The sequence below is a fragment of the Micromonospora sp. IBHARD003 genome (assembly GCF_056106285.1).
The window spans coordinates 556,960-570,375 of sequence record NZ_JBWBBX010000001.1 but is presented as its reverse complement, the minus strand read 5'-3'; the positions used below and the strand labels follow the sequence as shown (position 1 = coordinate 570,375).

Annotated in this window: 12 protein-coding genes; 3 read left to right on the top strand and 9 right to left on the bottom strand. The window is 69.5% G+C overall.

Annotation, left to right across the window (positions count from 1 at the left end; translation table 11 throughout):
- Positions 1 to 98 precede the first annotated feature (98 nt).
- Positions 99 to 1,667 (bottom strand): APC family permease, encoded by a 1,569-nt coding sequence (locus tag ACTWOL_RS02340; protein ID WP_474293762.1) that lies wholly within the window; start codon positions 1,665 to 1,667, stop codon positions 99 to 101.
- Positions 1,664 to 3,133 carry an aldehyde dehydrogenase family protein gene (locus tag ACTWOL_RS02335; protein ID WP_474301077.1) on the bottom strand — a complete coding sequence of 490 codons (1,470 nt, stop codon included), beginning with the start codon at positions 3,131 to 3,133 and terminating at the stop codon, positions 1,664 to 1,666. Before ACTWOL_RS02335 ends, ACTWOL_RS02340 begins: the two co-directional genes overlap by 4 nt.
- Positions 3,134 to 3,535: 402 nt before the next feature.
- Here ACTWOL_RS02335 and ACTWOL_RS02330 point away from each other — a divergent pair, with 402 nt between their 5' ends.
- Together ACTWOL_RS02330 and ACTWOL_RS02325 are read left to right on the top strand one after the other, a co-directional pair.
- A complete protein-coding gene (locus ACTWOL_RS02330) occupies positions 3,536 to 4,594 on the top strand; it encodes a right-handed parallel beta-helix repeat-containing protein (RefSeq protein WP_474293760.1) in 1,059 nt (352 codons plus the stop codon).
- Positions 4,595 to 4,640: 46 nt separating this feature from the next.
- Positions 4,641 to 5,690 (top strand): methyltransferase, encoded by a 1,050-nt coding sequence (locus ACTWOL_RS02325; protein ID WP_474293758.1) that lies wholly within the window; start codon positions 4,641 to 4,643, stop codon positions 5,688 to 5,690.
- A 253-nt stretch (positions 5,691 to 5,943) separates the two neighbouring features.
- Here the strand turns inward: ACTWOL_RS02325 and ACTWOL_RS02320 are convergent, their stop codons facing one another.
- The 7 genes from ACTWOL_RS02320 to ACTWOL_RS02290 form a co-directional block, all read right to left on the bottom strand.
- Positions 5,944 to 6,270, bottom strand: coding sequence for a TcmI family type II polyketide cyclase (locus tag ACTWOL_RS02320; RefSeq protein ID WP_474293756.1), 327 nt, complete (start codon positions 6,268 to 6,270; stop codon positions 5,944 to 5,946).
- A 38-nt stretch (positions 6,271 to 6,308) separates the two neighbouring features.
- Positions 6,309 to 6,791: an SRPBCC family protein gene (locus tag ACTWOL_RS02315; protein ID WP_474293755.1), complete on the bottom strand. Its 483-nt coding sequence runs from the start codon at positions 6,789 to 6,791 to the stop codon at positions 6,309 to 6,311.
- 1 nt (position 6,792) lies between these two features.
- Positions 6,793 to 7,059 (bottom strand): acyl carrier protein, encoded by a 267-nt coding sequence (locus ACTWOL_RS02310; protein WP_474293753.1) that lies wholly within the window; start codon positions 7,057 to 7,059, stop codon positions 6,793 to 6,795.
- Between the two features lie 16 nt (positions 7,060 to 7,075).
- Positions 7,076 to 8,326, bottom strand: coding sequence for a ketosynthase chain-length factor (locus ACTWOL_RS02305; RefSeq protein WP_474293751.1), 1,251 nt, complete (start codon positions 8,324 to 8,326; stop codon positions 7,076 to 7,078).
- Positions 8,323 to 9,591 (bottom strand): beta-ketoacyl-[acyl-carrier-protein] synthase family protein, encoded by a 1,269-nt coding sequence (locus tag ACTWOL_RS02300; RefSeq protein WP_474293749.1) that lies wholly within the window; start codon positions 9,589 to 9,591, stop codon positions 8,323 to 8,325. Before ACTWOL_RS02300 ends, ACTWOL_RS02305 begins: the two co-directional genes overlap by 4 nt.
- Positions 9,588 to 10,028 (bottom strand): cupin domain-containing protein, encoded by a 441-nt coding sequence (locus ACTWOL_RS02295; RefSeq protein WP_474293747.1) that lies wholly within the window; start codon positions 10,026 to 10,028, stop codon positions 9,588 to 9,590. The genes ACTWOL_RS02300 and ACTWOL_RS02295 overlap by 4 nt, the downstream gene beginning before the upstream one ends.
- A 94-nt stretch (positions 10,029 to 10,122) precedes the next feature.
- Positions 10,123 to 11,253 (bottom strand): SchA/CurD-like domain-containing protein, encoded by a 1,131-nt coding sequence (locus ACTWOL_RS02290; RefSeq protein WP_474293745.1) that lies wholly within the window; start codon positions 11,251 to 11,253, stop codon positions 10,123 to 10,125.
- Between the two features lie 259 nt (positions 11,254 to 11,512).
- Between ACTWOL_RS02290 and ACTWOL_RS02285 the strand changes: the two genes are divergently transcribed.
- Positions 11,513 to 13,333 carry an FAD-dependent oxidoreductase gene (locus ACTWOL_RS02285; RefSeq protein WP_474293743.1) on the top strand — a complete coding sequence of 607 codons (1,821 nt, stop codon included), beginning with the start codon at positions 11,513 to 11,515 and terminating at the stop codon, positions 13,331 to 13,333.
- The last annotated feature ends 83 nt before the right edge of the window (positions 13,334 to 13,416 follow it).

Genomic DNA, 13,416 nt, shown 5'->3' with positions numbered 1-13,416 from the left:
AGCTCCAGAGAGGTCGCAGGTGCCGGACGGCGGACGGGATACCGTGCGCACGGGCGGGCGGCCGGGACTCCGGGGAACGGCGCCCGGGTGACCCGCTGTCAGGGACTCGTCGGATCCATGACCTGCGCGGCGTGTTCGGAGAGCACGCCCGTACGGTGCCGCTGCACGAACCAGTAGTAGGCGAACCCGCCCGCAGCGACGATGCCGATGAACAGGAACGCGCCCCAGCGCAGATACCAGTGCTGCGGGCCGGTCGCGTTGTAGACCTCGGCACGCGGCCAGGCGAGGTTGAGGGACATGGCGGCGCCCCACAGCACGGCGAGGATGTTGACCGGCAGCCCGAACCTGCCGAGCGAGAAGCGTCCTTCGACGGGCTTCCAGGTGCCGCGCAGCCGCTGGATCAGCATGGGTGTGGTGACCAGCAGATAGGCGATGTAGATCATGATGATCGCGATGCTGGTGATCACCGAGAAGATCTGCGGCTGGTTGATGTTGATGACCAGAACCACGACACCGACCACGCCGATGACGACGGCAGGTACGACGGGCGTCTGGAACCGGGGGCTGACCCGGGCGAGCTTCGAGCCCGCGGGCAGGTTGTTGTCCCGGGCCATGGCGAACATCAGCCGGATGCCCGCGGCGTGCACGGCCAGCACACAGACGGTGATCGCGATCACGACGCACCACAGGAAGACCTCGCCGATGTTCGGTCCCAGTGTCGCCAGCACCACGTACTGCAGGCCCTCCGTGGACAGTTGCTTCGCGAACAGGTTCGGTACGGCCATCAGCGCGAAGAGCAGGATGAGTCCGCCGATGACGAACGACGCGATCAGCGCCCGCAGGATGGCGCGTGGGCAGTTGCGTGCCGGGCTGTGCGACTCCTCGCCGAGCGACGAGGCCGTGTCGAAGCCGTACATCACATAGGCGGAGGCGAGGGAAGCGGTCAGGAACGCACCGAAGTAGCCCCAGGTGTAGTCCGCGCCGAGTCCGTAGGTCTGGGTGAGGACGGCGCCCGGTCCCCGGGTGATGTGGACGGCCAGGCAGATGATGAGGGCGACGGCGGCGACGAGCTCGATGAAGACGCCCGCGGAGTTGATGCGCGCCATGAGTTTGACGCCGAAGGCGTTGACGAGCGTGGAGAAGAGGATGAGCACCGAGCCCAGGAGGACGGCGTTGGCCGCGGCGCTGGAGCCGGTGCCGTTACCGATGAACTGGAAGAACGGATCGATCCGCGGCAGGGTGATCTGGTAGGCGAGTGCCACCGCGGCCAGCGTCACCATGGTCGCGGTGAGCATCATCCAGCCGCCCAGCCAGCCCACATGAGGGCCGCCCATCTTCTTCGCCCAGTTGTAGACGGAACCGGCCACCGGATAGCGGGCGGCCAGTTCGCAGAAGCAGAGGGCGACCATCAGCTGTCCCACGAAGACCATGGGCCAGGACCACCAGTAGGCGGGTCCGCCGAAGGCGATGCCGAAGTAGAACAGCTGGAAGGTGCCGGTGAGGATGGAGATGTAGCTGATGCCCGCGGCGAAGGTGTGGAAGTTGCCTAGGGTGCGCTTGAGTTCCGGCTTGTACCCGAGCTCGGCGATCGCGGCGTCGTCGTCGTGGCCGCCGTGGCCGGGGGATGGGCCCTGCGCCTGGGGGGCGGGACCGGTGTCCGTCGTCATGCGAACCACCTCTGCGGGCTGGGTGACAGAGTGCGCCAGATGTGCTTGGCCTCCTGGTACTCGGCCAGCCCGGTGGGGCCGAGTTCGCGGCCGAAGCCGGACTGCTTCATCCCGCCCCACTCCGCCTGGGGGACGTACGGATGGAAGTCGTTGATCCATACGGTGCCCGCGCGCACCCGCGAGGCGACCCGGTGGCCGCGGGCGGTGTCCTCGGTCCACACGGCCCCCGCGAGCCCGTAGACCGTGTCGTTGGCCAGGGCGACCGCTTCGTCCTCGTTCCGGAACCGTTCCACGGTGAGCACCGGGCCGAACGACTCGTCGGTCACCACGGACATTCCCGGGGTGCACTCGTCGAGCACGGTCGGCAGATAGTAGAAGCCGTTCCGCAGCGCGGGGTCCTCGGGGCGCATACCGCCGCAGCGCAACACCGCGCCCTCGGCGATCCCCGCTGCCACATAGGCCTCGACCTTGTCGCGGTGCGCCGCGGAGATCAGCGGCCCCGCACGGGCCCTCTCGTCGAAAGGCCCGCCGAGAGGGATGGCCTCCGCCTGCTTGACGATCTCGGCGACGAAGGCGTCGTGCAGCTCGTCCTGGACGAGCAGCCGGGCCCCGGCCGAGCAGACCTGGCCGGAGTGCAGGAACACCGCCGTGAGCGCATGGTCCACGGCGGCGTCGAACGCGGCGTCGGCGAAGACGATGTTGGGGTTCTTGCCCCCGAGCTCCAGCGCCACCTTCTTCACCGTCGGTGCGGCCGCGGCCATGATGCGCCGGCCGGTGACCAGCCCGCCCGTGAACGACACCATGTCGACCCGTGGATCCTCGGTGAGCGGCGCACCCACGACGGCGCCCGCGCCCAGCACCAGATTGGCCACCCCGTCGGGCAGACCGGCCTCCGTGAGCAGCCGCATCAGCATGACGGCGGTGTGCGGTGTCAGCTCACTCGGTTTGAGGACGAAGGTGTTGCCGGCGCCGATGGCCGGGGCGACCTTCCAGGCGGTCTGCAGCAGCGGGTAGTTCCAGGGCGTGATCAGGGAGCAGACGCCCACCGGCTCGTGGACCACTCTGCTGTCCACTCCCGGGTCGCCGGTGTCGACGACACGGTCGCGGCCGCCCGCGGCGACGAGACCGCCGAAGTAGCGGAAGCACCGGGCGATGTCGTCCATGTCGTACGCGCTTTCGACCAGCCGCTTTCCCGTGTCGAGCGATTCGGCGCGCGCGAGTGCGTCCTTGTCCCGTTCGAGCAGGGCGGCGACCCGCAGCAGCAGTGCCCCGCGCTCCGCCGCCGGCGTGCCGGGCCAGGGCCCCCGGTCGTAGGCGTCGCGGGCCGCGGCGACCGCGGCGGCGGCGTCCTTGGGCCCGGCCTCGTCGACGGTGGCGACCAGGGTGCCGTCGGCAGGGCACCGGATCTCCCGTGTCCTCCCATCGGCCGCGGCGGTCCAGGCGCCGCCGATGAACAGCTCCGGCATGGGGACCTCCGGGTTCGGATGGGTGTCCCAGGGCATTCCGTCAGGGTCGAGCTCTGATCCGACAGTAGAGAGGTCGGACGCATTTCGCAGAGGGGGAGCGCGGCTGCACGGAACGGAGGCGCGATCGAACACGTTCCGTTATCTCACCGTGCAAGCCGTCACTCAGGGTAGCCGGGAGGGCTTCGGTCGGGGCGTGTGGGGCGACGAGGGCATCGGACCCGTGCTCGCCCGCGCTCTGACGCCGTGTGCGGGGTCCGGGGATGGGGTGACGTGGGATGCGGCGTTGCGTTTCGCCGGTCGCCGGTCGGCGACACGCCGAGAGGGTGCCCGTTCGGACTACGGTGCGCGACCCTAACGGCACAGTATGTGGCGAATTGTCATAACTGCCCATAATTTCAACTCATGACGAAACGACAGATCACCTATCTCGGATGCGCCGCCCTCATCGTCGCCTCTGGCGTCGGCGTCGCAGCGCCCGCCCATGCCAAGGACAATCACGACGTCCAGCCCGGGGAATCGATCCAGGCCGCGGTGAATGCCGCGAAGCCCGGCGATGTCATCGACATCGCCGCCGGAACCTACAACGAGAGTGTCACGATCACGACCTCGGACCTGACGCTGCGCGGCGCGGGCAAGCGCACCGTCATCGCTCCGCCGGTGAAGGCGGCCAAGGACGCCTGTGCCCAGAAGGGCAACGGGATCTGCGTCCTCGGCACGGAGGCCAAGTCGGTCGAGGGCGTGCAGATCCAGGCGCTCACGGTCCGGGCCTTCAAGAAGAACGGCATCTTCGCCTCCCGCACCAAGGGGCTGTCCGTACGCAAGGTGACCGTGGAGAAGAACGGGAACTGGGGGATCGCCCAGGAGCGCTCGGTCGGGGGTGACTTCCGCGGCAACGTCGCCCGTGACAACGCCGAGTCCGGCATCTTCCTGTCGAACACGACCGACACGGAGGCCGGTGCCCTGGACACCAAGGGTGCCGTGGTCGCCGGCAACTACCTGGCGGGCAACCGTATCGGGGTGACGATCCGCCGACTGCGCAATCTCGTCGTCGAAGGCAACGCCATCACCGGGAACTGCGGCGGTGTGTTCATCGTCGGCGACGAGGGCGTACCGCGCACCGGCGATCTGGCCGTACGCGGGAACAGTGTGTTCCAGAACAACAAGTTCTGCGCGAAGACCGCAAGGCTGCCCGAGATCCAGGGCGCCGGGATCGTGCTGACCGGTGCCGAGCACACGACCGTCGAGTCCAACGTGCTCTGGGGTCACACCGGCAAGTCCCCGTTCGCCGGCGGGATCGTGCTGTTCAAGAGCGTGGTGGGTTCGCCCAACAGCCGCAACGAGGTCAGCGACAACGTTCTGGTGGCCAACACCGTGCCGGATCTCGCGAACCGTGACACCGGCGAGGGCAACAAGTTCGGCGGCAACTACTGCAAGGCTTCCGAACCCGCCGGCATGTGCTGACACGGGCGCCGACGCACCTCCCCCACACCATGAGAAACGAGGCGGAATGACGACCGTAAGCACCACCACCTCGCAGGAGGCCACCACTCCGCCGTCCATGCGGCTGCGGGAGCTCGTCTTCGGGGCGGCCTGCGCCGCCGCCGTACGCGCCACGGCGAAGCTGGGGGTCGCCGATGCGCTCGGCGACAGCCCCGCCACGGCCGAGGAGCTGGCGGCGTCCGTGCGGAGCGACCCCCGGGCGCTCCGGCGGATGCTGCGGGCCCTGTCCTGCTACGGGATCTTCGAGGAGCGGGGGGACGGACGGTTCGCCCACACCGAGATGTCCCGCATGCTGCGCGATGACGACCCGCACAGCCTGAAGAACATCGCGCTCTGGTGCACCGAACCCTGGACCTGGGACGCCTGGCCGCTCCTCGACGAAGCGGTACGGACCGGCTCGGGCGTCTTCGACCGGCTGTACGGCAAGGGGTTCTTCGACTACCTGCACGAGGACGCGCAGGAGTCGGCCCAGGTCTTCAACCGGGCCATGACCACGTCCAGCATGCAGTCGGCCCGTGAGGTCGCCGAACTCCTCGACCTCACCGGGGTGACGACCGTCGCGGACATCGGCGGAGGCCAGGGCCATGTGCTGGCCTGCCTGCTGGAGAAGTACCCCCATATGCGGGGCACCCTGCTCGACCTCCCGCGGGTGGTGGCGAACGCGGACCCCCGGCTGCGCGACGGCGGGGCGTTCGCCGAACGGATCCGCATCGTCCCCGGCGACTGCCGCGAAGCCATCCCCGTCGAGGCCGACGTCTACATCATCAAGAACATCCTGGAATGGGACGACGAGAGCACCCGCAGGACCCTGCGGAACGTCATCGGGGCGGCCCGCCCGGGGTCCAGGGTGGTGGTCATCGAGAACCTCGTCGACGACACCCCCTCGATGCGGTTCACCACGTCGATGGACCTGATGCTGCTTCTGAACGTCGGCGGTGCCAAGCACACCAAGGACAGCATGATCAGCCGGATGGCCGATGCCGGGCTCATCGTCGGCGACGTCCGTCCCGTCAACCCGTATCTGCACGCCATCGAGAGCATCACTCCGGCGGCCTGAGCACCTGAACCGGACGCGGACCACAACCGAACACCACACAGAGCAGCGCCCCCGTCTTCGGACGGGGGCCTTGTCTCTGCTGTTTGCCCCTCGTGGGGGCCTCGTGGGGGGATTGTTGTTTCATCCGTCGTCTTCGTTTTTCGTCTTCCTCTTCCCCCTCGCCGGCTCCGCGTTCTCCCCGGGCGCGGGGCCGGCGACTGTGGTGCTCGGGGCTCGGTACTCTCCCCGGCCTTCGGCCGAGGCCCGGGCTCCGTCAGGCGCCGCGCTCCCAGCGGTAGAACTCGTGGGCCATCGCGTCCTTCGGGCTGCGCCACGTCTTGGGGTCGTACGCACTGACATAGGCGGAGAGCTTGTCGCTCACGTCCCGGAACGCGGGGTGGTCCACCACCTTGGCGACCGCCGGCCCGGGCGGGCGGTCGGCTTCGACCAGGTGCAGATAGACATCGCCGAACTGGAACAGCGTGCGCCGGGTGACCCCGACGAGTTCCGGCAGTTCGCCCCGGTCGGATTCCTCGAACACCTTGGCGATGTCGGGGGCCGTGCCAGGGGCCATACGGGCGACGATCAGAGCATGGTGCATCGCGGGGGAGTCCCTTCGGGTGGGTGGTGCGGACCGGATCAGTCCGAGGTGGTCACGGCAACGGCCTCGCGCTCACGCGCCCGCTGCTCGATCTTGTCCCTGATGAGCTGCATCTGGACCTTGGAGTTGCGGTTGATGTTGTCGGTCATCCAGTCGTCGTCGACCGGGGCGTCGGGCTTCATCGCGAAGTCCTGCGTCCAGTGCATCAGGACGCCTTGCGGGGTCTCCTTGTAGGTCCAGCGGATGTCCATGTGCTGGAAAGGACCCGTTTCGACACGCCGGGCACGGACCGTCAGCGCCTTGCGGTCGGTCGTGCGCTCCGACACCCAACTCCAGATCTTCCCGTTCTCGTCGGGGTGCATGGTCAGCCGGAACGTCGTGGTGTTGCGGTCGCGCTCGACGATCTCGACGGACGCGTACTCGCTGAACAGCTGGGGCCAGTTCTCGATGTCGTTGGTCACGTCCCAGACGAGATCGAGGGGGGCGTCGATGGTGATCTGGTTCTCGGTGTGCCCGGACACTTCACGCTCCTGCCATGAGGGAGTTGTTGACGAGGTCGAGGAATTCACGCGGGGTCTTGCAGCGGTCCGCGTCGGCGGGCAGCGGGCGTCCGTAGCGGTTCTCGAGCTCGCCCACGATGCCCAGCAGGCCAAGCGAGTCGAGGCCGTACTCATCGAACCGGGCTTCGGGCCGGCCGCCCATATCCGCCGGGTCGACCGTGATGCCCGCGCCCTTCTTCATCAGAGCGGCCAGCTCTTCGATGGTCAGCTTGGTGATTTGCGTGGTCATGTGAGAGTCCTCCTTCTCACGAGGGGTTGTCGGCGCCGCGCCTGAGCACGAGCGCCGCGTTCGAGCCCATCAGTCCTCGGCTGAGCACCAGGGCCGTACGCAGATCGGCCGGACGGGCCCTGCCGGTCACCACTTCCAGGTCGTGGCACACGTCGGACACATTGGGTGTGGGCGGGACGAGACCGTCCTGGAGGGCGAGCACCGCGGCGGCGGTGTCCAGCACCGGAGCGCCGCAATAGGCCCGGCCCGTGCCGGTCTTGGGGGCCGTGACAGGCACGCGTGTGCAGTGCGGGCCCAGGGCGTCGGCGATCGCCATGGCCTCGGCCCGGTCCGCCTCGGGGATGCCGAGCGCGTCCGCGAACACGACGTCGATCTCCTCGGGGGCGCACTCCGCGTCCGCCAGGGCGCCACGGATCGCGTGGGCGAGCCCTTCGCGGGACTGCTGCCAGCGCGAGGCGCCGGTGAAGGTGGCGGCGTGGCCCGCCACCACCGCGCGCACCGCGGCGCCCCGCTCGCGGGCCGTGGCATGCGCCTCGACCACGAGCATCGCGCCGCCCTCGGCGGGCACGAAGCCGCATGCGCTGGGCGTGAAGGGCCGGTAGGCCCGCTCCGCCTCCTCACACAGGCTCAGCTCCCGGTAACCGAGCTGGCACACGAGCGAGTACGGGGCGAGCGGCGCCTCGGCCGCCCCGATGACCACGGTGTCGGTACCTCTGCCGATCGCCCGGGCGGCGTGCGCGATGGCGTCCAGACCGCCCGCCTCGTCGCTGGCCACCACACCGCAGGGACCCTTGAACCCGCCCCGGATCGAGATCTGGCCGGTGCTCGCCGCGTAGAACCAGGCGATGGACTGGTACGGGCCGACGTAGCGCGACCCCTGCCCCCACAGCCGCTGCAGCTCGCGCTGGCCGAACTCACCGCCGCCGGAACCGGCGGCGGTGACCACTCCCACACCGAAGGGGGTGTCGGCGTAGTCGCCCGGGACGATCCCCGCGTCGGCCAGCGCCATGTCGGCGGCGGCCATGGCGAAATGGGTGAACCGGTCGGTCTGTACGAGGAAACGTTCCTCCACCAGCGACTCGGGCTCGAAGCCGCGAACCTCGCCGGCGATGCGGACCGGCAGGTGTTCGCAGCCCTCCCTGGTGATGTGGTCGAGGACGCTGAGGCCCTCTCGCGTGGACTTCCAGAAGGCATCGGTGCCGACCCCGTTGGGGGCGACGACACCCATTCCGGTGATGACCGGACGCCGGTCCTGCCGAGGACTCATCGTGTCCTCCCTCCTGGCCGGGTGAGCACCACGGCGGACTGGAATCCGCCGAATCCACTGCCGACCGAGAGCACGTTGCGCAGCTTGAGGGCGCGCGCGGTGCGGGGCACATAGTCGAGATCGCACTCGGGGTCGGGGGTTTCGTAGTTCGCCGTGGGCGGCACCACCTGGTGGGCCAGCGCCAGCACACAGGCGACGATCTCTATCGCCCCGATGGCGCCGAGCGAGTGGCCCACCATGGACTTGATGGAGCTCATCGGCACCTTGTAGGCATGGGCGCCGAGCGACTCCTTGACCGCGGCGGTCTCGTGCCGGTCGTTCTGCTGGGTGCCCGAGCCGTGCGCGTTGACGTAGTCGATGTCCGAGCCGCCGATACGGGCGTGGTCGAGCGCGGTGTCGATCGCCCGCGCCATCTCCAGGCCTTCCCGGGTCAGCCCGGTCATGTGGTACGCGTTGCCGAAGGTCGCGTAGCCGCCGAGCTCGCAGTACACGGTGGCGCCGCGGGCACGGGCGTGCTCGAGCTCCTCCAGGACGAGGACGGCTCCGCCCTCGCCCATCACGAAACCGTCCCGGTTCGCGTCGAAGGGGCGCGAGGCATGGGCGGGATCGTCGTTGTTCGCGGAGGTCGCCTTGATCGCGTCGAAGCAGGCCACCGTGATCGGGGAGATCGGCGAGTCCGAGGCGCCGGCGATGCAGACGTCGACCCTGCCGTCCTCTATCGCGTGGAACGCATAGCCGATCGCGTCGAGACCGGAGGTGCAGCCCGTCGACACGGTCTGCACCGGGCCCCGGGCCCCCGTCTGCTCCGCGACCTCGGAAGCGAGGGCACTGGGCGAGAAGGCCCGGTGCAGATGCGGCTGCGCCTCGCTGTGGTCCACGTCCCAGCGCCGCCCGGAGCTGCTGACCTTGACGTAGTCGTGCTCCAGACGGGTGGTGCCGCCGACCGCGGTGCCCAGGGACACCCCGATGCGCCACGGGTCCTCGCGCTCCGGGTCGATCCCCGAGTCACGCAGCGCTTCCCGGGCGGCGACCATCGCGAACTGGACGTACCGGTCCGCGCGCTGGATCGTCTCCGAGTCCAGACCGTGGGCTGCCGGGTCGAAGTCGCACTCGGCGGCAATCCGCGAGCGAAAGCCCGTCGGATCGAAGAGCGTGATGCCCCGCGTCGCCGTGCGGCCGTTGGCCAGAAGGTCCCAGAACGCCGGTATGCCCACGCCTCCCGGCGCCACTATGCCGACGCCGGTGACTGCTACCCGCCGTGTCATGAAGCCGTCCTCGTCCGTTCGGGCGGCCGGTGCCCTGCGGTGCCGGCCTTGGCCGGGGTTTCCTCGGTGTCGACATGGCCGAGCTCCGGACGCGGCGCCAGAGGACCGAGATGGAACACCATCCGTGCCTCCGAGCTGCCCACGTTGCGGAACCGGTGCCGTACGTACGCGGGGATCAGCAGACCCTGGTCCGGGCGCAGCGCGTATGTCTCGTCGTCCAGGTCCACTTCGAGTGCTCCGCTGACGACGTACACGAACTCCTCGGAGTACGGGTGGTAGTGCTCACCGATGCGGTCGCCGGGCTCCACGATCGCCAGGCCCATGAAGCCGCTCGTCGCCCCCACCGTGGTGGGCGTGAGCATGGCGCGCAGATCGCCTCCGCGCCTGGTGTTGGGCTGGGTCTCGCTGAGGTCGACGATGCGATGAGGTGTGGTCATGAGATTCCTCCACGTGGCCGTATGGCGTTGGGCCGGCGGTGCGGCGGACCGGATCGCTCCGGCGCGCCGCACCGCGCGGCGCAGGGCGGGCGGTTCAGGGGCCGGCGGGGGACCGGCGATCGGTGATCAGGCGCATGTCGGCGCGTGCGAGGAAGCGGACCATGTCCGCATCCGTCGCCTGAGAAGCGCCGCCGAACGCGTCCTCGTCGAGCAGACGGGCCACCATGCCGGCCTTGCGGGGACCGTGCGCTCCCCCCGCGAGCAGCGGAGCGGCCTCGAGACCGCCACGCACGTCGACGAGCCGGATGACGACGTCGTCGCGCAGGAAGATGGTGCTGCTCTCGATGACCCCGGAAGGATCGTTCGCGGCCTCCTCGTCCTGACGGGCGAGCAGTTTGGCCAGGGCCATACCGCAGCCCCGCTTGGCCGGGTAGTACAGCGCGTGCCGCTGCGAATCCGGGTGTTCCCCGTCGACAGCCGCCAGATGGTGGACGGCGGGGAGGGAGGCCCGGGTGAAGAACATCCGGGCCGATTCCTGGTCGTTGAGATCGCGGTGCTGCTCCAGATAGGGGTTGATGGCCTCTTCCAGAGCCTGCACCTCGGGCTGCCGGGCCACATGGCGCAGGGCGGCGAGCAGGTCGCCCTGCACCTCGACGGCGCGGATCACACGGTTGCGGTGCATGAAGAGAGAGGTACGGCGCAACCGGGTGTTGTCGTCGACCCGCGGTTCCGGTGACTTGTAGCCCGCGAGGATCTCGGCGACGACCTCTTCGCTGCCGGGCTTGACGGTAAAGGTGAGGGCGTGTCGGACCACACCGTCACCCATCCGCGCGTATGGCTGCAGGGAACCGCCGAGCTCCGCGGCACGGGCCTCCGTGTGGATCTTGCCCGTCTCACGCAGCACGCTGAAGCGCAGCGAACGGGTGTCCCGCACACAGCTGTGCAGCGGTTTCACCACGTCGACGTGCTCCTCGCTGTTCACCCACTCGATGAAGGGCGGCGCGCTCTCCCACTCGCTGGTGATCAGCCACTGCGACGGGTTCTCGATCGACTGGCACAGCTGGTCGCTCAGATGGCCGGGTACCGACGCCACCTGGCTGCGCATGTGCTCGTACGCGGCGAGAAAGGTCTGCTGCGCACCGTCGTGAAGATCCACCAGCAGTACGACCCGCAGCCTGGAGCCGTCGAAGGCCGACTGAGATATACGTTCCGACAGAGTTGTCATGTTCCACGCATCTCCTTCGAGACAGTGAAGCCGTCAGCAAGTGACGGAGCCGGCTCTCCGGGGTTCGGAGTAAGAGGTCCGACGCATAGGGACGGCCGGTCAGCGCTCGCGCGGTGTGGCTGTCCGGCTTCGATCCTGTGCCGATACCACGGGTGGCGCGAGATGTGTGAACCATGCGGGTGAAGGGGCGATCGAGGCGCTCCCGCAAGGGCATGGAAACTCCATTCCCCCCAACCGGCGCCTGGAGCTGGAGCTACTGATGGAAGAAAACTTCGACGACCGCGTACCGGTCCTGATCGTGGGTGGCTCGCTGGTGGGCCTGTCCACGTCGCTGTTCCTGGGCCGGCTCGGCGTCGGGCACATGCTCGTCGAGCGGCACGCGAGCACCTCGAGGCACCCGCGAGGACGCGGCAACAACGTACGCACGATGGAGCTGTTCAGGGTGGCGGGCGCCGAACCGCTCATCCACGAGGCCGCCTCCGCACTCGCCGGCAACCACGGCATCCTCCAGACGCCGTCACTCGTCGGCGACGAGGGCGAGTGGCTGCTCAAGGCGATCGACCCCGGCGACGGACTGGCCAGGATCAGCCCCTCGGGCTGGTGCGTGTGCAGCCAGAACGACCTGGAGCCGGTGCTGCTGGAGTGCGCCCGCAAGAACGGCGGCGATCTGCGCTACTCCACCGAACTCACCTCGTTCGAGCAGGACTCGAAAGGCGTCACCGCGGTCATCGAGGACCGTGAGACCGGCCGGACCCGCACGGTGCGGGCGGACTACCTCGTCGCAGCGGACGGCCCGCGCAGTCCGGTGCGCCAGAAGCTCGGCATCGGCCAGACGGGCCTCGGCGACCTGTTCCACAACGTCAGCGTCACGTTCCGGTCCCGTGCTCTGGCCGATGTCGTCGGCGACCGCCGTTTCATCGTCTGCTATCTGACGAACCCCGAGGCGGACGGCGCCCTGCTGCCGGTGGACAACGTGGAGAACTGGGTCTTCCACGCGCCCTGGCAGCCCGACCAGGGCGAGAAGCTCGAGGACTTCACCGACGAGCGCTGCATCGCCCACATCCGCAAGGCGACCGGCGCCCCGGACATCGACGTCGAGATCACCGGAAAGGCCCCCTGGCACGCCGCCGAGCGGGTCTCCGAGCACTACGCGTCGGGCCGGGTCTTCCTCGCCGGCGACTCCTGCCACGAGATGTCCCCCACCGGGGCGTTCGGCTCCAACACCGGTATCCAGGACGCGCACAACCTCGCCTGGAAGCTTGCCCTGGTGCTGGACGGCTCGGCGGGGCCCGGGCTGCTGGGGACCTACGAGGCGGAGCGCCTGCCGGTGGCCAGGGCCACGGGTATGCGGGCGTCGAGCAGGTCGGAGGAGCACAGCCACCCGGGGTACGACCCGTCGTCGGTGGCCGGCCGCGGCGGCGGTCCCGGCGGCCCGGGAGGCTCAGGTGGTCCCGGTGGTCCCGGTGGCCCGGGCGCGGGAGGCCCCGGTCGTCCGGGCGGTCCGGGCGCGGGCGGACCTGGTGGCCCCGGCGGACCCGGTGGTCCTGGTGGTCCTGGTGGTCCTGGTGGTCCGAGCATCGCCGGTGGTCCCGGTGGAAGCCCGGGCGGGATGCTGGCCGTCGCGATGGGCTACCGCTACCCGCACGGCGCCGTCCTCGGCGCGGACCCCGACATGCCCGTCGTCCCCAAGGGCATCCAGCTCACCGGCGAACCCGGAAGCCGTGCCCCGCACATGTGGCTGCACCGCCCCGGCGCACAGCGCAGGATCTCCACGCTGGACCTGTACGAGCGGTCCTACGTACTGCTGACCGGCCCGGGCGGCCAGGCCTGGCGCGAGGCGGCGCGAGCCGTCGCCGACCGGCTCTCGTGCGTGCTCGACGCCTATGTCGTGGCCGAGGGACCCGACGCCGACCTGATCCCGGAAACCGGCTTCGACTGGGCCGAGTTGCACGGCGCCGCACCCGACGGGGCCGTCGTCGTCCGCCCGGACGGGTTCATGGCGTGGCGCTCGCCCGGGATGGAGTCCGACCCCGAGGCGGTTCTGACCAAGGCCATGAAGGCGCTGCTGTACCGCTCGTGAACCGTCCCTGACCCCCTCGGCGACGGCAGACGTCCGCCCCGCAGGTGCCCACCCCCGTGAGGCACCGGCGGGGCGGACCGCTG